Raw genomic sequence first — 21,373 nt, 5'->3', positions numbered from 1 at the left:
TTTTTTATATAAACGAATAGCCGTTGAAATCGCGGTAGTTCGGTTTGATCGCTTTCTTTTGCTTTTTCAGCCATTTCTTTTCCGACAGCATGTGTTTGGGGTATTTGACTTTGTCCACTTTGATTCCCCTGCTGCGCAGGCGGCTGATCATTTCATCGATTTCTTTCATCAATATTCACCCTTTCTCCGCAAATTTTGACCACTCGGTCACCTTACTTTATAATATAAATAATATCAAACAAAAAAACAAGTTACAATCTAGTTAAAATTATGACGGGACAATAGAGGTGACCCCGCAGTCAGCGGGTGCAGCCTAAAAAACTTGAAATGTTAACCTTTCAGGAAGGTGAAGGTCGTGAGAGAAAAAGAGAGAGTCATAATCGAAACAGCGATTAAGCTATTTGCCAAAAAAGGGTATAGTTCTACATCGGTACAGGAAATTGCAAAGGAATGCCAAATCTCAAAAGGCGCTTTCTATATCTATTTCAAATCAAAAGAAGCGCTTCTCCTTTCAGTGCTTCATTATTACTACGATAAAATATTTACCCGAATCCAAAAAATTCAAACGGAAAATGACAATCCACGGGACGTCTACCGGAAACAGCTCGCCGTATTTTTTGAAAATATTCTTGAGCATAAAGAATTCATCACCATGCAGTTCAATGAACGCTCGCTGCCGATCAATGAAGAGATTGAATCTTTCGCCAAAAAAATGCGGACGACAACGCTTAAGCTCCATATGGAAAACATCCGCCAAATTTACGGCAAAGATATTGAACCGTACAGCGCCGAACTCTGCTTTATGATCAACGGAATGAGCGACGTATATCTTGAATTGATGATTTTGCTGCACCATTCTATTGATCTTCACCTTCTCGCAGACCATCTGCTGAACCGTCTTGACGACTTGGCCGAAGGAATCATGAAGCGAAACGAAATGCCGCTCATTTCCATCGAAGAAGCTGACAAGTGGTTCGGGCCTTTCTATACGTTCGATCCGCTCAAAGAAGCCCTGCTCAAAGAAATGCGGATCAAAGCAGACAAGCGCTATCAAGGGGCCCCGCCTTCCGATCTGACTGAAAGCCTCGGTATTTTGGACAAAGAGCTGCGGAAACAAAAGCCTAGAAACGCGATCATTAAAGGCATGCTGTATAATATAAAGGAATACGAAGCGCTGCAAAAAGAAGCGGTCAAACTCGCCGAATTGCTCAGAAAAAAACCGGAAACGAATGATCAGCGGCTCCTTTAACCGCTATAGCTATAAAAAAACGGCCGCAATGTGCAGCCGTTTTTTTGCTATGCTTTCGGTTTTACCATTTCTTCAGGTTTCACGACCTCATCAAACTGTTCTTCTGTTAACAGATTCAGTTTAAGCGCCGCTTCTTTCAGGGTCAATCCCTCTTTATGAGCCAGCTTCGCGATCTTCGCCGCATTTTCATAGCCGATATGCGGATTTAAAGCGGTGACAAGCATCAGAGAGTTCGTCAGGTTCTTATCGATTGTCTCCTGATTCGGTTCAATGCCCACGGCGCATTTGTCGTGGAATGAATTCATGCCGTCGGCGAGGAGCTGAACCGATTGCAGGAAATTATAAATGATCACCGGCTTGAAGACATTCAATTCAAAATTCCCCTGACTTGCCGCAAAGCCGATCGTTGCGTCATTCCCCATGATTTGGGAGGCGACCATTGTCAAGGCTTCGCTTTGTGTAGGGTTTACTTTGCCCGGCATAATGGAGCTTCCCGGTTCATTTTCAGGAATGATCAGCTCGCCGATTCCGCAGCGCGGTCCGCTCGCCAGCCATCTGACATCATTGGCGATTTTCATCAGGTCGGCTGCAAGCGCTTTAAGAGCGCCATGCACGTGTGTCAGCTCATCATGGCTTGTCAGCGCGTGGAATTTGTTCGGCGAGCTTCTGAAAGTCTGCCCGGTCAGGCTGCTGATTTCTTCGGCAACCTTGCTGCCGAATTCCGGATGGGCGTTGATCCCTGTTCCAACCGCCGTGCCTCCGATGGCAAGTTCGCGGATTTTCTCGGTCGCTTCCAGAATCATTTCCTTAGAGCGGTCAAGCATATACACCCAGCCGCTGATCTCCTGTCCCAGTGTAAGAGGTGTCGCATCCTGCAGGTGGGTGCGGCCGATTTTGACGACATCCTGATAGCTTTCCGCCTTTTCATTCAGCGTGTTTCTTAAGCGGTCAATCGCCGGAACAAGCTTTTCGTAAATCGCCAGAACCGCTGCGACGTGCATCGCTGTCGGGAAGGTGTCGTTTGAGCTTTGGCTGCGGTTGACATCATCGTTCGGGTGGATTTTCAGGCTTGACCCTTTTTCCTCAAGATAGGCCGTACCTCTGTTGGCGACGACTTCATTCATATTCATGTTGCTTTGCGTACCGCTTCCGGTCTGCCAGACAACAAGAGGGAAATGGCTGTCATATTTGCCTTTCAAAATGTCGTCGCAAACGGACACGATGGCTTCGGCCTTTTCCGCTTCGAGATTTCCGAGCTTTTCATTGGCGATGGCTGCGCTTCTTTTTAAAATTGCAAACGCATACACAATTTCCTGCGGCATTTTCTCAGAACCGATTTTAAAGTTCTCCTTGCTTCGCTGGGTTTGCGCCCCCCAAAACTTATCAGCGGGAACTTTGACTTCACCCATCGTATCTTTTTCAATTCTGTAATCCACTATGTATCCCTTCCTTCTATAGTCTGCATTCATCTTATTTCGATACATTTTGCAAAAACCCTCTTATTTAAATTTTAGCTTTATTTTAATTTTAGCTCAATATAAACTCGCGAATCTTTTGCATATTTATATTTCGGATTTGTCCTTCCGTATTCCTTTGAAACGTATGATACGTCATAATGCTTTGAAAAAGATTGGATAATGCGTTCAATCTCCTCCGACTTCCCCGTAAGCCTGATCTGCGCCAACTCTTCTCACTCCGTCTCTGTTCAATGAAAATTTCACCAAACACTACTGTAACACAGTATATTGTTTTTTTAACAGGAAAAGATAACCTATATCCATCATCAGAAACGAGCAAGGCAGGTGACAGCATGAATCAGTCGGAGTTTAAGGATCATATCCACGAAAATCTCAGTTTGCTTCTTCCTCATCTCGAGCAAAACGATGACCTCGTTCAAAACAAAAAAATGCTGGACAGCGGCATCATTTTCTATTTTTTGTATTTTCGCGAACTGAATGATGACACCAAAATTCAGAAAGCCGCCAAAACGCTGTGCACTGATGGAAGTTCTCTCACACTGGAAGACGTCCGCCTCCGCTTAAACAAACTGAACGCCGAGCCCATCCGCAAGGAAAAAGATGCGATAAACGCGATTTTTCAAGGAAAGTGCCTCCTGTTGGTAAACGGCATGAATACCGTTTTTTCGCTGCCGACATTTGCAAAAAAGAAAAGAAGCCTCGGAGAGGTCAATACAGAAAATGTCGTCAGAGGGCCGAAAGTCGGCTTTATCGAAGACGTGGAGACAAATGTGGCGCTCATCAGGCAGCGCGTTCCTGATCAGGATTTGATCGTTGAGAAGATGCCGATCGGTAAAAGCAAGCTGAAACACGCAACCATTTTATATATAAACGGCAAAGCGGACAAGGCGATCATCACCGATCTGAAAAAGCGTTTGAAAAAGGTTCAGCTTGATGACATTCAAGATTCGGGTGTGCTTGAAGAACTGATTGAAGACAACAAGTTTTCACCGTTTCCGCAGATTCAAAACACAGAAAGACCTGATAAAGTATCGTCCGCACTGTTCAACGGTCGGATCGCCATCTTTGTCGATTATTCGCCGTTTGCTTTGATCGTTCCGGCATCGTTCGGCATGGTGATGCAGTCTCCGGACGATTATTACGAGCGGTGGATCGCCACGACCCTGATCAGGTTTTTAAGGTTCAGCTCGATTTTTATCACCTTGTTTTTATCGGCTTTTTATATATCCCTCGTTTCATTTCACCAGGGGATGCTGCCGACCGCTCTTGCTGTAACCATTGCCAGCACGCGGGAAAATGTTCCGTTTCCTCCGCTGCTTGAAGCGCTGATTATGGAAGTGACGATTGAGCTTTTAAGGGAAGCGGGTTTAAGACTTCCAAACCCGCTCGGCCAGACGATCGGTTTAGTCGGAGGCGTGGTCATCGGTCAGGCGGCCGTTCAAGCGAATATTGTCAGCTCGGTCATGGTGATCATCGTCAGCATCATCGCTCTTGCTTCATTCACGGTTCCTCAATATGGGATGGGGCTGTCGTTTCGGGTGCTGCGCTTTATTTCCATGATTGTCGCTGCCGTGTTCGGACTGTACGGGATCATTTTATGGATGATGGTGATCTTCACCCATTTGGTGAGGCAGCGAAGCTTTGGCATCCCGTATTTTAATCCCAACCATTTTTTCAGCTTAAAACATTCGGATGAAGCGATCATTCGTTTACCGACAAAGAATCGTGAGGTGAGTCATCAAAATGGGGCAAAAAAATCAGCACGATCGGATTAGCACATATGAAGCCGCTTCTATTATCACAAGCACGATGCTTGGCGCGGGACTCTTGACGCTTCCAAGGTCACTCACGCAAAAAACGGTCTCCCCTGACGGCTGGATCGTTTTGGCTTTGGAAGGAATTGTTTTTATTTTGATCATTTATTTGAACGCCAAAATCGTCAAAAAACACAACGTCCTCACCTTTTTTGATTATACGAAAGAAGGCTGCGGCTTCATCATCGGGAATCTATTGAACCTAATGATCGTTTTGTATTTTTTTGCAGTGGCAAGCTTTGAAGCGCGAGCGATGGCTGAGATGGTCAAATTTTTCCTGCTTCAATTCACCCCGATGGGTGTGACGATTTTCGCGTTCGTGATTTGCGCGATCTATATGGTTGTCGGCGGCATCAGCGACATGTCAAAGATTTTCCCGTTTTTTCTGTCGATCACGCTCGTTGTTCTGCTTGTCGTCTACGGTCTGAGCCTGAATATGTTTCAAATCAACAATTTAAGGCCTATTCTCGGTTTGGGATTCGGCTCGGTCACAAGCGCTTTGACAGTTGTCTCCATTTCATTTTTAGGCGTCGAGACCATGCTGTTTCTGCCAAAGTATATTAAAAACAAAGAAAAGCTGTTCAGAGCCACCGCCATCGGCTTCGGCATCCCGCTTATTTTATATGTGCTGACGTTCACCGTAGTCGTAGGCGCGCTGACCGCAACTGAAGTGATGACGATGACCTGGCCGACGATTTCTTTATTTCAATCATTTGAAATCAGAGGTATTTTCATCGAACGATTCGAATCTTTTTTGCTCGTCATCTGGACGATTCAGTTTTTCTCCACGTTTGTCGTCTATACCTACTTTGCCGCGTCAGGGCTTGAACATGTATTCGGATGGCCCGTCAAAAAAAACGTATTTTTCATCGGCGCCGCTGCTTACCTGGCATCCCTTTTGCCGAAAGACGTCAATGATGTCTCCGTTTTCAGCGATAATTTAGGTTATGTCTTTATCGTCGTTTTCTGCGTGCTTCCGCTTCTCATGTTTATCATCGTTTCCGCTAAAAGGAGGTTTAAAGCTTCGTGAGACAAAAGGGATTGTTAGCCGTGCTGTCCCTGACTCTCCTTTTGACAGGCTGCTGGGACAGCAGGCAGATCGAAGAGCTCAGCATTGCCATCGGCCTTGCGATGGACAAAGGCGAAGACGACAAAAAAGTGAAGATGACATTTCAGTTTCTCGTTCCCAAAAAAATCGGCCAACCCGGCAACGCCCAAGATCCGACCAAGGTTGTATCCACCTCCGGAGATACGGTCCATCAAACGATCCGGTCGACCGCTTTGAAAAACTTCCCGGTTTTCTCACAGCACCTGCAGGTTATTCTGTTCTCGGAGGATCTCGTATCGGAGATTTCTTTAGACGCCATAGTCAACCAGTTCATCCGTGACAACAGCCTCAGAAGAAGCAGTGAAGTCTATATGACATCAGGAGAAGCCGGTCCTTTTTTGAAAATCGATGATGCAGGGGATCCCGCTTCAGAAGTGATACACAACGTCTCACAGAACAGGCAGTCGACGATTAAATTGCTTGAGCCGGTCACATTGGGGGACATTTCAATTAACATGCAGAAGGGCTTGTCTTTTATCATGCCAAAGATTACCGCGATAAAGGGTGAGCTGCAGATGGGCGGCGGGGCCATTCTCAAAAATAACAGGCCGATCGCCAATATTTCTCCGGAAGAAATTATGGCTTTGAATTTGTTGACGGGGAAAGTGACAGGCGGCGTCATTGATGCGAGACACAAAGGGCATTTGTTTTCCTTTGAAGTGTTTTCGATGACACACCGCGTTCAAACAACGAGAAAAAACGGAAGATATCAGTTTGATGTTCATTCCGATATTAAAGGAAGATTGTCTGAAGACTGGTATAAAGGCGAGGATTCTTTTAATCCCGATTATATTAAAGCCATTGAACGTTCCATTCAAAAAGATATTGAAAAAAGAGTCAGGACTCTCATCAACCGCTTGCAGCGCGATATCAAAGCAGATGTCACCGATTTTTCCGACTATGTCAGAATCCAATATCCGAAAAGATGGAAAAAAGAAAAACACAATTGGGATCACTACTTCACAAAAGCCGATATCGACTATCATATCAAAGCCACCATCCAGGACTTTGGAACAAAAGGGGCGGCGAAGGTGAGATAGGCGCAGAATTTTTTGATAGAATGGGTGTGAAAGGGTGATGTAGCTTGAAGCGGATATTGCAGGTAACAGGGATTGTAATGATTGCGGCGGCAATTATTTTGTCCGGTTTTATTATCAATGACGTCCTTTATGACCCGTATATGGAGGATTCGCAGTCGATGCTGTTCTTCACGATTGGTTCGTATCTCTCCACACCGGTTTTTTCCGTCATCGGCGGCTTTATTTTGCTCGGCATCAGCAAGCTGATTGATTTGCAGGAAAAAAACAACACCGCTCTCGCCGAACGGCTCGATCTCATTTGCAAGACAAGCGATATCACGGGCAAACATGATCATCAAAAAAACGAGACCGCAGCAGAACCCGTTCAAACCGCTGAGGCAGAATCTTTCACTTTGCCCGCAGCTGATGACCGGAAATATTGGAACGGCTGAAACGGCTTTCATCAGAAAGCTGTTTTTTGGCTTTTTTTACTGAACGAGCTTGTTTCGGTGCGCATAGACGGCGGCTTGTGTACGGTCATCGACCTCAAGCTTGGAAAGGATATTGGTGACATGGGTTTTGACGGTTTTAATCGTAATGAATAATTCTTCGGCAATATCTTTATTTGTTTTTCCTTCCGCCACAAGCTTGAGGATTTCAAGTTCCCTCGCTGTCAGCGATTCATGCAACGGCTGTTCCCCTGACGAATGTCTCAGCTTTGACAGCACTTTTCCGGCTACCTTTGCTTCCAGCTTTGGTTCGCCTATGCTCGCCGCTCTGATGGCATCGGCGATTTCACTCGCTTTCGACGTTTTCAGCAAATAGCTGAGCGCGCCTGCTTCGATGACCGGATATACTTTGTCATCATCGATAAAACTTGTCAAAACGATGATTTTCGGATCGTCAAGCTTCCCGCAGATTTCCTTTGTCGCCTCAATGCCATCCATCCCTTCCATCACAAGGTCCATCAAAATAACATCGGGCTTTTTTTCAATCGCCAGCTCGACGCCGAGCCTGCCATCTGAAGCTTCGCCGATCACCTCTATGTCCGGCTGTGATTCCAAAAAAGCAGCCAGCCCCATTCTCACCATTTCATGATCATCAATTAACAGTACTCGAATCACCTTCGGTCTCTCCTTTTCCTTGGTCAAAGATCGGAACCTTTACATCAACCTGTGTTCCTTTTCCCGCAAATGAAATAATTTCCGCCACCCCGCCGACTTCGCTCGCCCTTTCCTTAATAGAATTGAGCCCGTAAGAGGAGGTCTTCACGTCGTCCATCTGAAACCCTTCCCCGTTGTCAATCACCTTCAGCTGAAGCTGCTTGTTTCTGAACAAGAGCCTGACGGACACTTTGGTCGCCTTTGAATGCCTGAAGACATTGGAAAGCGCTTCTTGGACAATTCTGAACAGATGGTCTTCGACACCCTTCGCGAGCTTTTCGGTATCATCGATTTCCCAATCGATATCAATCGACTGTTTCGCTTTAAACTCTTTCAAAAGGTCGGCAAGCCCTTCTGTTAAACCTTTTCCTTCAAGGGTAACCGGCCTTAAGTGCAACAGCAGCGCCCGCATCTCATTTTGTGCGTCGGCCGCCATTTTTTCGACCATTTTCAGCCTCTGTGTGAGTTTCTCATCACCCGCGGCTCCTTCGAGAACGGCTGAAGTCATCATCGAAATCGCGAACAGCTGCTGACTTACCGCATCGTGCAATTCCCGCGCCAGCCGCTGGCGCTCTTCTGAGACAACGGCTTTTTTCATTTGCTCCTGCCATTCCGCCCTTTCATTGGACAGCTTTTGCAGAGAGGCGACCTGCCTTTCGATCCTTACGGCCATTTCGTTCAATTGATCGGCTGCAAGCCCGATTTCATCATCGCCAAGCGACGGAATCCTATACGCAAAATTGCCGTTTTCGTACCTTATGATCGATTCGATCAGTTTTTCGAGCCGTTTTTTGAGCTGATTGCCGAACATGTAGCCGGAAGCGAAGCCGACAGCAGCACTGATCAACAGCAGGAGAGCGATAAACGGAATGCCGAACCATCTGGAAGCGATGAGCACTCGCGGGTCGAGCTGATAGTAGAAGAGCATGAAGCCCAAAACGGCAATAAAGACTGTAAAGCTGACCCCCAATGACAAACGGACGGCGCGCCACTGAATATTTGCAAGCCTGTTCGTTTTCATATAAACCGCACATCCACATCACCGATCAACAGAGAGATCGAGATTTTGACCCGTCTTGCCGATTGTTCGTAATGCTCCGACTCGGTGTAGATTTGGTTGCCCATGCCGCTTTGCCTTTCCCCGATAATATCAACATCGCCGATTAACACCGAAGAGCTGATCGACACATCGAGGTCGGACGGAATGTAAATGTCGACATCCCCCATCAGCCCGGTGATCACGATCGTATGATCCTCATCTGAAATGATCGCTTTCGACAAATCGATTTTCACATCTCCGATGAAACCCGATATGTTCAAATCATTTAAATCAAAAGGCGTTTTCATCAATTTCACATCACCGAAAAAAAAGCTGCGCTGGCCTGCGTTCTTTTTTTTCCGATACCGTTCCGGGTCCGTTTCGCGCGCTTGGCGGTCTTTCGGTTTACTGCGGTCAAAAACAGGCTGATTTGTGACCAGCCTGTATCCCGCATAGATTAAAAAGGCGGCAAAAAAGAAGCCGAACAGGCTGAATGTAATGCTGAAAATATCCTTTAACAGCAGGAAGCCTGCAAAAATATACATCACGGACCCGAGCCAGCGGCGCGAATATTTATGAAGAAAATACCCGGCAAACAGAAAAGCGAGCGGCCAGAATAAAACGTCTCCAAGCCCGCTGTTTTGCAAAAATATGCTGATTCCGAACAAGACGATGATAAGTCCGATCAATTGGTTTTTTGTAAGACGCATGCCGACCCGGGCCCCCTTTCTTTTGCTTGGTTATTCAATGGATACATTCCCGCTTGTCAGCGAGATATCAATTTTATTTTTGCCATTTCCGTTTTTTCCAGTCAGGGTCCGTTTATCGCTGCTGATCTGATCAAAGGAAAAAGAATGGCTGATGCTGCCGCTTGTCGATGTTGCTTCAAGGCTGATGTCCGCATCGTCGGGTAGGTCGAGTTTGGCGTTTCCCGATGTCTGTTTGATGCTCAAAGGGGCATCAACAGCAGAAAAAGAAGCTCGCAAGTCACCTGACGTCTGCTTGATGTTCAATCTGCCTGTCACATTTTCAAGCTCTGTGTTTCCGGATGTTGAGCGAATATCCCCCTCCGCTGTCCGAACATCTTTCAAACGAATATTTCCCGATGTCCCTTGGACTTCCAGCTCTTCTGCCTGGAGCTGATCCACTTTCTGGGTACCGCTTCCTGAGCTTAATGTGACCTTATTTAAGGCTAAACGTCCGCCTGATATTTTCACATTGCCGCTTCCTGATATAACGGACAGATCATCTTTGTATTCATAAGGAACTTTGACAACAAGTTCATTGTTTTGAAAAAAGAAAAATTGAAAAGGCTTCGGGTGAACGGTGAGCTGAAGGGTATTTCCCTTTTCCGCTGACTCGAGGCGCGCATTGCCTGTCAGCTCGGCGGTTATATCATCGCGCTGTTCGGCTTTGATGTTGACCGTGATGCTTTTGGCGTTGATATCGATCGCACTGATTCCCTTCAGCGAAGCCGCGGCTGTATGGTCTGCCTTTTGATTGAAACCGCCGAATGAAAAACCGCCTGCGCCATTATAGATGAAGCAGGCAAAGATCAGAATGCCGGCGAGAATCATCAGCTTCCCTATCGTTTTCTTCATATGCTTAATCCTTTCGGCAAGTAAGTGTATGCTCCTTATTATAAGGAACATTTTGTTTGAAAGAAATCAAAAATTGAAGGAAGGGGCCTTTAAAGCCCCCTGATTATTCATTGCCGGCTGCTGTTTTCTTTTCCAATCCGGCTTTTTTCGCCCGCATGTTTTCAAGCTCTTGTTCAACCTCTTTCGCATATTCAAGGCGGCTGTACGGAGATCCCGCGGAAAGCTCGGCATAGCTGTTGACTTTCGTTTCCATTTCTTCAATACGGTTTTCCATTCTCATAAATTCACGGTACGCGCTTTCGCTATCGATTTTATTGAAGGAAGCATTCATATGCTCTTTTGCTTTGACAGCGTTTGCCCGGGCGATTAATGCATGTTTTCTGTCCTTAATGTCGCGCAGTTTGACTTCGAGCGTTTTCAGCTGTTCTTTTAATTCAGCAAGCTGTTTTTTCGCATGCTGATGAGCCTCTTGATATTCAGCGGTTTTGGCTTCAAAATACTTCATTTCGGAAAGCGCTTTTTTGGCAAGCTCTTCTTCACCTGCATCAAAAGCAAGCTGGGCCTGGTTTTTGCGTTTAACGGTCAGTTTTTCAGCCTCTTCATACTTCCCTTTGAAACTTTGCTCAATCGTCTGCTGCTTGACAATCGTATGTTTTGCCTTCGCGATGTCGCTTTCCATATCGCGTACGTATTGATTCAGCATCACCCGCGGGTTTTCCATTTTATCCAATCCTTCATTTACTGTTGCGACAAACATATCTCTGATTCTTTTGAACGCCATGATTTCGTCCTCCCTAAAGTTTATTTATTCTTTTTCAAAAAGTCTTCCCATTCCGCATCAAAGCTTGTATCATAGGATGCTGCAGAAGGCTCTGTATTCTCTCCATAATAGATGCTTTCTTCTTGCTTTCCACTCTGCTTCATCATGTTCCAGCCGAAATAAACCATGGCTGCGGCCAGTGCGATGCCGATCAGAAATGGAAGAGACCCTCCCAAAAACATGATGCCGATGATGGCCAAGATGACAGCGGCAAATCGTCGGTCTTCTTTCCACTTTTTCAAGCCGAGATAAATCAGCAAAACACCGATTACTCCTGTGATCAGCCCCCCGATATGGCCTCCCCCGAAAAACAGCGAAATGCCAAACAGGATCAGAAAAAAGCCGATGATCGATTTTCCATTTATATTCATGTTTGCTCCTCCTTTCTTCTTCATGTATTCACTATAGTCAATTTCTGCTTTCGACAAAACGAGTCACAGATTGATTTTACCGTCAGACCAGAGTCGTAATTCGGATAAGACCAAACATCACAAAGACCGCTCTTCCCGAGCGGTCCTTGTGTCAATTCATTTTCGGATTCCAGCCGTCAAGTACGTTTTCAATGGTCCAGCTTTCCGCTTCCTGATCGGTCAACTGCCGCCTCGCTTCATGCAAAATGGCCCCAGGCCCGGTATTCCGGTATTCATACAACCTGGCATCAGCGGCCGCAAAGCCTGACATATCTGTCCACCCTTCAATCTGAATATGGGCGTCCAGGCTGCAATTGCGATACAACACGCTGGCAATAGCGTCAGGATCTCCGCCCGGATGCCACGGGCGTCCGAGCCATACCGTTCCGGCAGCTGCATCGCTTGTCAGCCTGCAGTTTTGGATCAAAAGGCCGAACGGTTTCGTGATATGTGTGCTGGCAGCTGTCACATAGCCGTTGTTGGTGGCGGAGCCGCGGTCCGTACTATGAATCTGGCAATTTTCAAAAACCGCCCTTGCTCCTCCAAAGATAAAATCGACATCCCCTTCAATATAGCAGCGGTCAAAATATTGTGTTCCATCATTGACAAACAACGTATCCTGTCTGCCGATAAACCGCGAATTTTTAAACATCATCCGGTTTCCTTTCGCATAGACCGCCACCGCCTGTGTTCCATCCGTATCTACTTTCGTTCGGTCAAACGAATTCTCAAATGTCAAATTTCTGGCTTCAACATCATCTGCATATATAAATACGCTGGCGCTTCCGCTCGTTCCATACCTTCCTCCCCCTTCCTTTTCCTTACCTGCGTAATTATCATACGTGATGACGGTGTCGTGTCCGCTTTCGCCGATCAGCTTAACAAACGGCTTTGTCGCAGGGATGTGAACGACTTCTTTATAAACGCCTTTTTTAATGAAGATTTCCTTTTGTTCATAATTGTACTCCGGCAATGCATCGATTGCCTCTTGAACCGTATGAAATTCGCCGTCCCCATCTTTTGATACCGTCAGCCTGATTGCCGCTTTTCCACGATTGCTCAACAGAACTCCCCCTCTTTTTGAAAACGCTTACTTTAAAGTTTACGACAAAAAGCCGTTTTCCCCTGCCGGAAAACGGCTTGATCTGCTCAATCGACCCGTTTCTGTTTGAAAAAAAGTTGGTGAAGTAAATGGCTCATTCTGATTTTTTCTTTGTCCGGAATACGTCAGCGCTTCGTTCATATTCGACATCCGCTTCCCCGAGCCGGTGATTGACAATGCGCGCCGCCGCAAATAAATAATCGGACAGCCGGTTGACGTATGGCAGCGCAAGCGGCGGAATGTCTTCTTCTTTGGCCAAAGCGACAATTTTTCGTTCAGCTCTTCTGATGACCGTTCTCGCTGCATGCAAATATGATGCCGCTTCTGTTCCGCCTGGAAGTATAAACTTAGTCAGCTGCGGTGCTTCCTCGACATAGGCATCAATTCGTTCTTCAAGCATGGTGATCGATTCAGCCTTCAGCTTGCCTTCTTCCTGAACATTGACATGCGCCAAATCACCACCGCAGTCGAACAGCTCATGCTGGATGACAGTCAACTCTGACAAAACATCATGAAAGAGCGCCTCTTCTGCTTTTAAATAAGATTGAGCCAGCCCGATGAAACTGTTTGCTTCATCCAGTGTACCGTACGCTTCCACTCTAAGATGATCTTTATCGGCCCTTCCGCCAATTAAACTCGTTTTTCCCTGATCGCCTGTTTTTGTATAGAGTTTCATTTCATACTCCTCTCTTGATCACTTGTCTCTATAGTATACCCTGTTTATAACGGCTGCATAGATCGTTTCATTATGAAACACACATTTTCGAAACAATTATCAAAAACAAAATGTTGTTGAATAAAGAAACACTCACTTTTATAATAGAATTGTAAACGGTTTTATTCAAAGACAGGTGGGATGAGGATGGAATTGAATCAGCAAACGGCCATTATCACAGGTGCAAGCCGCGGCATCGGCAGAGCCATTGCGGAGTTGCTTGCGGATAAAGGGGCAAATGTCGTCATCAATGGGACAAACGAAGAATTGCTCAAGTCTCTGTGCACACAATTGAATACTGAGAGAAAGTGTGCTTCTTATGTTGCCGGTGATGCCAGTTTGCCAGAAACAGCTTCGCTTCTCATCGCTGAGGCAAAACAGCGGTTTGGGCGGATCGATATTTTGGTCAACAACGCCGGCATTAATTTGCGCAAAACAACCGTTGATACGTCGCTTGAAGAGTGGAAAAAAGTGATAGATTTAAATTTAACCGGCACCTTTCTCATGTGTCAGGCTGTCATCCCGGAAATGATCAAACAGGGCGGCGGAAAAATCGTGAACATGAGCTCTACGACGAGCAAAACACCGCATCACAATGCCTCTCCTGCTTACGGTGCATCGAAAGCAGGCATCAACTATTTAACGATGCATTTGGCAAAGGAGCTTGCTGAACACCGCATTCATGTCAACGCCGTCTGCCCCGGGCCGATTGAAACGGATATGAGCAAGCAGTGGAGCGAGGAGTATCGCGCAGCAGTCGTCGAACGGATTCCGCTGAAAATGCTCGGCTCACCAGAGCATGTCGCAAACGTTGTCGCCTTTCTTGCCTCTGACAAATCTGACTTTATGACAGGCGAAACCATTAATATTAACGGCGGCACCTATATGAACTAAAAAGAAGAGCCTCCTTAATCGGAAGGCTCTTCTTTTTTTATGCATGCCGCTCACTCGTACCGGACAGCATGATCGCCTGTCTCACCGCTTCTTCTAAACTGGCGGGATCAGCTTTGCCGGTTCCCGCAATATCAAAGGCTGTTCCGTGGTCAACACTCGTACGGATTATCGGCAGGCCGACTGTAATGTTCACACCGGCTTCAAGGCCAAGCACCTTAATCGGGCCGTGTCCTTGATCATGATACATCGCCACCACTATATCAAAGTCGCCTCTCACTGCTCTGAAGAAAAGCGTGTCAGCGGGCAGCGGGCCGAATGCCTGTATACCTTCACTTTGTGCGCGTTCAACGGCAGGGACAATTTTCTCTTCCTCTTCTCCATGCCCAAACAAACCATTCTCACCGGCGTGAGGGTTAATGCCGCACACGGCGATTTTAGGCTGCGGAATGCCTGCGCGAATCAGCGTGTCATGCGCCAATTGAATTGTCGTGTACACCCGATTCACATCAATGAGATGAATGGCGTCAAGCAGACCGACATGGGTTGTGACATGGACCACTTTCAGGTTCGGTGCAGCCAGCATCATCGCATAGTCCTTTGTTTGCGTCAATTCCGCTAAAATTTCCGTATGGCCCGGGTACATGTGCCCCGCTTTATGGAGGGCTTCTTTATTTAAAGGCGCTGTGCAAATGCCGTCAATCCGCTTCTCGTTGGCAAGGGCAATCGCCTGTTCAAGATAGCGGAACGCTGCGTTTCCCGCTTCAGCCGACACTTCGCCGACTCTCAGATCATCTGTCAGCAGCTGAAGGTCCAGGCAAGGAATGACCCCGGGCTTTACATCAGCTGCCTCTTCCGGCTCGCTGATTTTTACAATGTCTGCCGCTGAGCCAGTGAACGTCTTCGCTCTGTTTAAAATGCTGTAATCCCCAATCACAAATAATGTTCCGTTTTCATGCAAACTGTTTTGCTCAAATGCCTTGATGATAATTTCCGGGCCGACACCTGCCGCATCCCCCATCGTCAATGCAATGATTGGTTTTGCCATCTGTCTTCCTCCTCTATATTTCTCAGCACCTCAACAGCTTTTAGAACAGTATCGTTTTGACCATAGGCGCCCGCCTTTGTCACCGCATATATATCTGTGTTGAGCAGCTTGCCGAGCGGTATGCCCGCTTCAATCTCCCCCAGCAGCTGAATGCCGTCTGCACCAAGCTCGTTGCAAATCGCACGCGCTGTGTCTCCGCCTGTCAAAACGAGGCGTTTTAACCCTGTCGTCTTGACGATTTCAGTTGTAACTGCACCAAGAAATCGGGAAAGCCGTTCGCCTACAGTCTGCCGCTCAAGGCCTTGGGTTCTCCCAAAAGCGATGATGCGCTGCACCATTTCCGGCTTCGCATCAGTATAAAGCAGAACATCTTTCCCTTGATGAGCCAGCACTTGATCGAGCGCGCGCTTCTGCTCCCGTGTTTCACATCCATTCAATACGTTCAGCGGATTGATGCACACGTCAAGGGGGTCCTGCTGACCTCTTAAATATGCGAGCTGTCCATTTGTTATGTTCGATGCACTGCCGGAGACGATCATTACCGGCTCATTCCGTCTGTCTGTCTGCAGCGGCCTCTTTCTGACATGTTGGGCGAGTGCACCGGCCAGTCCGGCAGCGCCGACCCATAATATGGATTGCCCGCTGTTCATGAACACCTGCACGATGCAGCGCAGATCCTCATTTGTCTCTGCATCGCAGACAAACCATTCATACCCTTGGGCTATCCACGATTTAAGGTCTTTCTGGACTTGATCATCAGGTCTGCGAAGCTGTTCGATGCCTACCGCTTTTGGCTGAACATGTGTCTGACCGAAAAGCAATTCAGCGATCCGCGATTCAGTAACCGGTGTTTTCGGATCAATGGCGGCTTCAGTTTTGTGAACGGGCACGCCATCGACATAATGAACGCCATCCACAGTAATCCGCCTTGCATCAGGAAAAGCAGGGGCAATCACTGCTGCATCAAAACGTCCCAGATCCATCAGCGCTTTGATTTCGCTCCCGATGTTTCCCCTTAATGTGGAGTCAATTTTCTTTAAAAAAAGGTATGATTCAAGGTGTGCGAACGGATGCGATGCTGAACTGACTTCTTTGTAAGCCTCGCTCGGCGACGCACCGCGCGTGTCCGTATCTAAAATCATGACATCTTCTTTGACATCCGCTGGATTTGCACCGGATTGGTCAAAAAGAACAGCCGCGCTCAGTCCAGCTTTAACAAACTGAACGCCTGTGTCATTGGCACCCGTCAAATCGTCAGCGACTATCAATATTTTTTGGCTGATGTCCGCTCCTTTTTTGCAACGTACGTTTGTCATATCGACACCTCGGTCTCAAGCTATTCTTTCAGTTTTCTCCACAAGGTGGTGCGGTTGATATTCAATCGCTTCGCCGCTTTGGATTGGTTCATATTCTCCTCCTGCAGCACCGCTTGAATGATGCGCCGTTCGATGTCCGCAAGCGTCCCTTCCAAACAGCCTTTTAAGCTCTCTTCCTTTTTCTCGCTGGACAGACGGTCAAGCTGCGGTGCGGCTTCAGCCAATGTGATATATCCGCTTTTCACCGTCAGCACAAGCTCCTCAAGTAATCGCTTAAACTGCCGGACATTCTCCCGAAATGTCTGCTTGCGAAACGCGTTCATCACCTCAGGCGCAAGTCCGACCACTTGTGTGCCATAAGCTGAATTAAATTCAGCAATAAACAGTCTGCTCATGTCCTCCATGTCTTCCACCCGCTCTGATAACGACGGGACATAGAGCGTCAATCCTTGTAAACAGCTGTATAAATCAGGGTCAAATCGCCCTGCTTTCATTTCTGCAAATAAATCGGCAGATGAAGAGGCGAGCCAGCGGATTTGCCGATCCTGTTTCATCCACACGGCGAGATCATGCTGGACTTCGAGCGGCAGATGCTCGATATGCCGAAGAAAGATCGTCCCGTTCTGAACAACCGGAAGGTCTTTCAGCAATGCGTACTCTTTCACCTTGCTGCAATGAATGGTCACAAACGTCTGCTGCTGCCGGGGGCTCATTTGATGAATCGCAAAGGCGAGATCTGATTTCCCCGTTCCTTCCTCTCCGTACAGTAAAATAGGTTTATGCGTCTGGCTGAATGCCTGCGCTTGCTGCACCGTGTCCCTCATAGACCTGCTTTGTTGTGTAAATGATGAAAATGGCTGTAATGAATGAACGGGCGCTGCAAACGACCATGCAAGATGCTGATGATCGCGGCTGGACACTGATTGTTCAATGGCAATCAGCAGCTCTCCTTTTGAAAGAAGGGAGCCTTTCATATGCCAGACAACTTCTCCTGTTTCTAATTGAAAATACCCGCTTTGTTTGCCTTCTCTTATAGACTGTACGGCAAAAGCCAGCTCTTCCCACCATTCAAGGATGGCATCGGCAGGAGCAATAGGTTCAAGAAGACCCTCATCGATCCAATTTTTTACCGTTTTGTTCACAAAGCGGATCCGGCTGTTGTCATCAATGACGATCATCCCTTTTTCTTCCTGATCGATCATCTCTCTAAACATCCGCTGCTCCTCAGATGCCTCCATAAAGAGCCGGTACATTTGCTTTGCACTGTGAAACGCTTCTTTAACCGATTCACGGCCGGACGTGATCAGCATGCTTTGCATGCCCAGCTCCTTTGCCGCTTTATCGGTAATGACGTCTCCCAATACAATTTGGGTCCCCTGCTGCTGAATGTCCCTCAAGAGATCCCATACTTCCATTTCTTCTTTAATCGTATATAAATCAACTTCTATTCCGAAAAGCTCGCTGATAGTGCGAACCCCTTGGGTAATATTTTCAAAGCCGACGACGGCTGTTTTTCCTTGATAATCTTTAATAAGCGTCAGCGCCCGCAGCAGATCATACCCGGAAACAGGGATATCCACGACAGGGATGTGCACGTGTTGCTGTATGAGCGAGGCTGTACCGCCGCGGCTCATAATGATATCGGTTCCCTGCGATTCAGCTTGCTCTGCAATCGCAACGCCAGAACGCAAATCGCCGACCTCCAGCTGAAATTGTATGTCTTGTTCTTCCTTCGCGAGCTCTGTCAATAAATCCCCTAAGCCTTTATACGGCGCAATGCCAAGCACTTTAATTTTCATGAAATGGACCCCCTCTTTCATTCTCTCTCAGTCAAGGAGACAGCGAGGGAGTCCGTTCAAACGATTGGGACAGCCCCCTCGAACTTAAATTATAAATGATGCGATATAGGGATACAATTCATGCCAGTGCCGCGCGCTCATTCAAACGGCTTTATTCTTGACCGGCTGTGGCCCACGTTTGCGGGACCCGTACATATTTAATCGCCTGACGGTAGTACGTAAATGCTATATGCAGATCACCGTCTTTCCCCTGCTTGATCGACGGATAGGAAAACTCGCGATTGAGCTTGTCTTTTGAGTTGTTCGTCAGCGCATAACCGTCGCCGACTTCGATGTTTCTTTTGACAGGCCATGTGACGCCGCCGTCCCGTGAAAACGCCAATGTCATCGGCGCCCTCGGCGCTCCCCAGAAGGCTGGACGCGCTTCTGTGTCAACACCTGTTCTTGTATCATCCTCATCCTCAATTTCATCGTATAGAGATGCTCTTCTTTCGGTCGTTTCATTGGCATTCATATGATTGTATACGAGAGCAAGCGTCCCATCTTGAAGCGCTGTAAATTGAATGGAAGAGTTGTTGTTCGGCAGCTCGGTCGGCTCAGGCTCTGACCAGGTGCGGCCGTTATCACTAGAACGGCTCACATAAATCGAGTCTGCAAAACGGCTCCTAAACAGCGCAAGCAATGTGCCGTCGTGCAGTTTTTCAATATTCATATGAACACAGCCAGTACTGCCCGGCACCTTCACTTCCTCCCACGACTTGCCTTTATCAGATGAAATTTTCACCGCGCTGATGTCACGGTTTCCAGTCCATTTCACGCCCGGCAGCGTGATGCAGTAAAAGACGGGCAGCAGCCAATCGTTGTTATTCAGGACAATCAGCGGCTGGCGGATAAAGGTACCCGCTTCGGCAAACAATGTATCAATGCTGCTCCATGTATAGCCTCTATCGTCCGAAGTGCGGTATCTGACAATCGCTGTATCCTGATTGCCGGAAAGCTGTGCCGTATACATAAGCCAGAGCCGGCCGTCAGGCTCTTGGAAAAGCACAGGGTTTTGTTCGGAGCGGGAAGGATCATCTGAAAGCTTTTCTGCCTGTGTCCACTCACTGCTTCCCTTTTCAAGCCTTGACATGTAAATCGATATATCCGGGATGCCTTCCTGTGTTCCCCCAAACCAGACGCACAACAGATCGCCATTATCCAGCTCCAGCAGGTTGGCTGCATGGTTTTGCGGGCAGTCTGTCGGCAAAAACGCATCCTTTCTGGCCGCGTCGGTTTTATTTTCTCTGATGCGACCATCTATCGGCAGGGAAGCTTCACTTTGTTTCATCACAATTCCTCCTCAACATTTGATTCTTTTTTCGCAGGCGAGCTGATCAGACGATCTAATACGAGGACAATAAACGGAACAATGATGGCGATGTACATGTTATCGATGCCAAACGGATTGTCCAATAAGTACCATGCCGTCGTCGCTATGCCGGAAAGCGCCAGACCAATGGTTGCTCCGCGGTTTGAATTAAAATATGGCAAATAAAAGCCCATCGCCGCCACAACGGCAATTGATGTCCGAAGCGCCCTCGTAAAGAAAGAAAGCGTTAACAATTCCGGCGCCAGCGCAACCCCGAGCAGCGGAATAAAACCGACGATAATAGAAACATATCTCGTAATTTTCATGCGCTGTTCTGGTGTCGGATTTGCTTTCGGTACATAAAAGTCATCAATGATCAGCGTCGTTGTCGCCAGCGCAACCGTCGAGACGCCGACGAAAATAGACGCCACAAGGGATGTCGCTACAATTGCGCTCAGCACAGGATTCATGTGCTGCATAAACACCGGAAATGCGTAAATTGGATCAATATCCGGGTACAAATACCGCGCTGCAACGCCGATGACTCCAATGGCAATCGCCAGCGGCAGACAAAGCAGCGCTGCATAGAGCGTCGACTTCTTTGCCTCTTTCTCACTTTTCGATGAGGTAATAGCCTGTATAATAAACTGAGTCGCAAAAATCGCCCCCATGTTGCCGATAAACCAGGCGCCGATTGTCCCCCATCCGATGCTGCCGTCCCAAGTGAAGAAATGCTCCGGCAGCTGCTGCGTCATCGGCTCCCAGCCTTTTGTCAAATAGAGTGCAACCCCTAATGTGATCAGAACTCCCGTATATTTAACAAGAGAATGCAAAATTGTCACCCAGGCAACGCCCTTCATTCCGCCAAACGTAAAATAAAAGGTGCTGACAATCGCTGTAATAATTGCACACGTCATGAGCGGAAGACCTAAAATAGACGAAATGGCCGCCGATCCGCTTAAATAGTTTCCAAGATTCACAAGTAAAAGGGCCACAATCATAATGATAGAAACGACAAGCTTGGTCGAACGGCCAAACTTTTCACTAATAATCCCGGAGATCGTATATTGGCCTGTTTTATAAAATTTCCCTGCTAAGAAGAAGGAAAAAATAAAAAACGCAATCGAGACCGTTACAATCGACCATGAAGCTGCCAAACCATGTGTATAAGCTGATTCAGCGGTCCCGATTGTCGATTTGGTGCCGATGAATTCACTCATCAGCAGAATGCCGACAACAATCGCCGGCAGCGTTTTGGCAGCATTGTTGAATTCCGAACTGGATTTACTGCGAAACCGCATCGTCAGCCATGTCGTAAAGAGAATGTATACCACAATCACTGCCAAAATAAACGTTATGATCGAACCGCTTAAAACATCCACCCAAACTCCCCCTTTGTTTGTGAGCCTCTTACAGGCTCATGGTGAAAAACATGTACAGATCCGGGCAG

22 protein-coding genes are annotated in these 21,373 nt (G+C 47.3%); 6 read left to right on the top strand and 16 right to left on the bottom strand.

Going from position 1 to position 21,373, the window contains the following annotated elements:
* Positions 1-4 precede the first annotated feature (4 nt).
* The gene (gene spxO, locus M654_RS23475) at positions 5-169 is read right to left on the bottom strand and encodes an anti-adapter protein SpxO (protein WP_179115645.1); all 165 of its coding nucleotides are present in this window, start codon (positions 167-169) and stop codon (positions 5-7) included.
* 186 nt (positions 170-355) lie between these two features.
* On the opposite strand from spxO, the gene M654_RS04690 reads away from it, so the two are divergent.
* A complete protein-coding gene (locus M654_RS04690; RefSeq protein ID WP_026588706.1) occupies positions 356-1,249 on the top strand; it encodes a TetR/AcrR family transcriptional regulator in 894 nt (297 codons plus the stop codon).
* Positions 1,250-1,296: 47 nt separating this feature from the next.
* Here the strand turns inward: M654_RS04690 and fumC are convergent, their stop codons facing one another.
* Positions 1,297-2,685, bottom strand: coding sequence for a class II fumarate hydratase (fumC, locus tag M654_RS04685; protein WP_026588707.1), 1,389 nt, complete (start codon positions 2,683-2,685; stop codon positions 1,297-1,299).
* Between the two features lie 80 nt (positions 2,686-2,765).
* Positions 2,766-2,933: a YvzF family protein gene (locus M654_RS04680; RefSeq protein ID WP_077735545.1), complete on the bottom strand. Its 168-nt coding sequence runs from the start codon at positions 2,931-2,933 to the stop codon at positions 2,766-2,768.
* Between the two features lie 126 nt (positions 2,934-3,059).
* Between M654_RS04680 and M654_RS04675 the strand changes: the two genes are divergently transcribed.
* From M654_RS04675 to M654_RS04660, 4 genes are read left to right on the top strand one after another with little or no spacing between them, the layout of a single operon-like run.
* Complete coding sequence (locus tag M654_RS04675) at positions 3,060-4,502, top strand: spore germination protein (RefSeq protein ID WP_026588708.1); 1,443 nt, start codon at positions 3,060-3,062, stop codon at positions 4,500-4,502.
* The gene (locus M654_RS04670; RefSeq protein WP_026588709.1) at positions 4,471-5,571 is read left to right on the top strand and encodes an endospore germination permease; all 1,101 of its coding nucleotides are present in this window, start codon (positions 4,471-4,473) and stop codon (positions 5,569-5,571) included. The genes M654_RS04675 and M654_RS04670 overlap by 32 nt, the downstream gene beginning before the upstream one ends.
* A complete protein-coding gene (locus M654_RS04665; RefSeq protein WP_026588710.1) occupies positions 5,568-6,689 on the top strand; it encodes a Ger(x)C family spore germination protein in 1,122 nt (373 codons plus the stop codon). Before M654_RS04670 ends, M654_RS04665 begins: the two co-directional genes overlap by 4 nt.
* Positions 6,690-6,733: 44 nt before the next feature.
* The gene (locus M654_RS04660) at positions 6,734-7,120 is read left to right on the top strand and encodes a hypothetical protein (protein ID WP_026588711.1); all 387 of its coding nucleotides are present in this window, start codon (positions 6,734-6,736) and stop codon (positions 7,118-7,120) included.
* A 36-nt stretch (positions 7,121-7,156) separates the two neighbouring features.
* Here M654_RS04660 and M654_RS04655 read toward each other — a convergent pair whose 3' ends face one another.
* The 8 genes from M654_RS04655 to M654_RS04620 form a co-directional block, all read right to left on the bottom strand.
* Positions 7,157-7,792, bottom strand: coding sequence for a two-component system response regulator LiaR (locus tag M654_RS04655; protein WP_026588712.1), 636 nt, complete (start codon positions 7,790-7,792; stop codon positions 7,157-7,159).
* Positions 7,770-8,852, bottom strand: coding sequence for a two-component system sensor histidine kinase LiaS (liaS, locus tag M654_RS04650; RefSeq protein ID WP_026588713.1), 1,083 nt, complete (start codon positions 8,850-8,852; stop codon positions 7,770-7,772). Before liaS ends, M654_RS04655 begins: the two co-directional genes overlap by 23 nt.
* On the bottom strand, positions 8,849-9,580 hold the full coding sequence (liaF, locus tag M654_RS04645; protein ID WP_026588714.1) for a cell wall-active antibiotics response protein LiaF: 732 nt from the start codon (positions 9,578-9,580) through the stop codon (positions 8,849-8,851). Before liaF ends, liaS begins: the two co-directional genes overlap by 4 nt.
* Before the next feature lie 30 nt (positions 9,581-9,610).
* Complete coding sequence (gene liaG / locus M654_RS04640; RefSeq protein ID WP_026588715.1) at positions 9,611-10,471, bottom strand: LiaG family protein; 861 nt, start codon at positions 10,469-10,471, stop codon at positions 9,611-9,613.
* Positions 10,472-10,574: 103 nt separating this feature from the next.
* Positions 10,575-11,252 (bottom strand): stress responsive protein LiaH, encoded by a 678-nt coding sequence (gene liaH, locus M654_RS04635; protein WP_026588716.1) that lies wholly within the window; start codon positions 11,250-11,252, stop codon positions 10,575-10,577.
* 20 nt (positions 11,253-11,272) lie between these two features.
* Positions 11,273-11,662, bottom strand: coding sequence for an MnhB domain-containing protein (locus M654_RS04630; RefSeq protein ID WP_026588717.1), 390 nt, complete (start codon positions 11,660-11,662; stop codon positions 11,273-11,275).
* 151 nt (positions 11,663-11,813) lie between these two features.
* The gene (locus tag M654_RS04625; protein WP_026588718.1) at positions 11,814-12,764 is read right to left on the bottom strand and encodes a pectinesterase family protein; all 951 of its coding nucleotides are present in this window, start codon (positions 12,762-12,764) and stop codon (positions 11,814-11,816) included.
* A gap of 133 nt (positions 12,765-12,897) precedes the next feature.
* The gene (locus M654_RS04620) at positions 12,898-13,479 is read right to left on the bottom strand and encodes a cob(I)yrinic acid a,c-diamide adenosyltransferase (protein ID WP_026588719.1); all 582 of its coding nucleotides are present in this window, start codon (positions 13,477-13,479) and stop codon (positions 12,898-12,900) included.
* A 186-nt stretch (positions 13,480-13,665) separates the two neighbouring features.
* Between M654_RS04620 and M654_RS04615 the strand changes: the two genes are divergently transcribed.
* Complete coding sequence (locus M654_RS04615; protein WP_026588720.1) at positions 13,666-14,412, top strand: SDR family NAD(P)-dependent oxidoreductase; 747 nt, start codon at positions 13,666-13,668, stop codon at positions 14,410-14,412.
* Between the two features lie 37 nt (positions 14,413-14,449).
* Here the strand turns inward: M654_RS04615 and pdxA are convergent, their stop codons facing one another.
* From pdxA to M654_RS04590, 5 genes are all read right to left on the bottom strand, one after another.
* The gene (gene pdxA / locus M654_RS04610) at positions 14,450-15,457 is read right to left on the bottom strand and encodes a 4-hydroxythreonine-4-phosphate dehydrogenase PdxA (protein WP_026588721.1); all 1,008 of its coding nucleotides are present in this window, start codon (positions 15,455-15,457) and stop codon (positions 14,450-14,452) included.
* Positions 15,433-16,773: a four-carbon acid sugar kinase family protein gene (locus M654_RS04605; RefSeq protein ID WP_026588722.1), complete on the bottom strand. Its 1,341-nt coding sequence runs from the start codon at positions 16,771-16,773 to the stop codon at positions 15,433-15,435. Before M654_RS04605 ends, pdxA begins: the two co-directional genes overlap by 25 nt.
* 20 nt (positions 16,774-16,793) lie before the next feature.
* The gene (locus M654_RS04600; protein WP_026588723.1) at positions 16,794-18,572 is read right to left on the bottom strand and encodes a sigma-54-dependent Fis family transcriptional regulator; all 1,779 of its coding nucleotides are present in this window, start codon (positions 18,570-18,572) and stop codon (positions 16,794-16,796) included.
* A 151-nt stretch (positions 18,573-18,723) separates the two neighbouring features.
* On the bottom strand, positions 18,724-19,902 hold the full coding sequence (locus M654_RS04595) for a sialidase family protein (RefSeq protein WP_026588724.1): 1,179 nt from the start codon (positions 19,900-19,902) through the stop codon (positions 18,724-18,726).
* Complete coding sequence (locus M654_RS04590; RefSeq protein ID WP_026588725.1) at positions 19,902-21,305, bottom strand: sodium:solute symporter family protein; 1,404 nt, start codon at positions 21,303-21,305, stop codon at positions 19,902-19,904. The genes M654_RS04595 and M654_RS04590 overlap by 1 nt, the downstream gene beginning before the upstream one ends.
* Between the last annotated feature and the right edge of the window lie 68 nt (positions 21,306-21,373).

It is taken from the genome of Bacillus sp. NSP9.1, from assembly GCF_000465465.2.
GTDB lineage: Bacteria > Bacillota > Bacilli > Bacillales > Bacillaceae > Bacillus > Bacillus sonorensis_A.
This window is presented reverse-complemented; position numbering and strand designations above follow the sequence as displayed.

Coding starts and splice junctions, on each gene's coding strand:
- liaS (WP_026588713.1), bottom strand. CDS start 8,852: ATGAAAACGAACAGGCTTGCAAATATTCAGTGGCGCGCCGTCCGTTTG.
- M654_RS04620 (WP_026588719.1), bottom strand. CDS start 13,479: ATGAAACTCTATACAAAAACAGGCGATCAGGGAAAAACGAGTTTAATT.
- pdxA (WP_026588721.1), bottom strand. CDS start 15,457: ATGGCAAAACCAATCATTGCATTGACGATGGGGGATGCGGCAGGTGTC.
- liaH (WP_026588716.1), bottom strand. CDS start 11,252: ATGGCGTTCAAAAGAATCAGAGATATGTTTGTCGCAACAGTAAATGAA.
- M654_RS04600 (WP_026588723.1), bottom strand. CDS start 18,572: ATGAAAATTAAAGTGCTTGGCATTGCGCCGTATAAAGGCTTAGGGGAT.
- M654_RS04605 (WP_026588722.1), bottom strand. CDS start 16,773: ATGACAAACGTACGTTGCAAAAAAGGAGCGGACATCAGCCAAAAAATA.
- M654_RS04615 (WP_026588720.1), top strand. CDS start 13,666: ATGGAATTGAATCAGCAAACGGCCATTATCACAGGTGCAAGCCGCGGC.
- M654_RS04595 (WP_026588724.1), bottom strand. CDS start 19,902: ATGAAACAAAGTGAAGCTTCCCTGCCGATAGATGGTCGCATCAGAGAA.
- M654_RS04630 (WP_026588717.1), bottom strand. CDS start 11,662: ATGAATATAAATGGAAAATCGATCATCGGCTTTTTTCTGATCCTGTTT.
- spxO (WP_179115645.1), bottom strand. CDS start 169: ATGAAAGAAATCGATGAAATGATCAGCCGCCTGCGCAGCAGGGGAATC.
- liaG (WP_026588715.1), bottom strand. CDS start 10,471: ATGAAGAAAACGATAGGGAAGCTGATGATTCTCGCCGGCATTCTGATC.
- M654_RS04670 (WP_026588709.1), top strand. CDS start 4,471: ATGGGGCAAAAAAATCAGCACGATCGGATTAGCACATATGAAGCCGCT.
- liaF (WP_026588714.1), bottom strand. CDS start 9,580: ATGCGTCTTACAAAAAACCAATTGATCGGACTTATCATCGTCTTGTTC.
- M654_RS04675 (WP_026588708.1), top strand. CDS start 3,060: ATGAATCAGTCGGAGTTTAAGGATCATATCCACGAAAATCTCAGTTTG.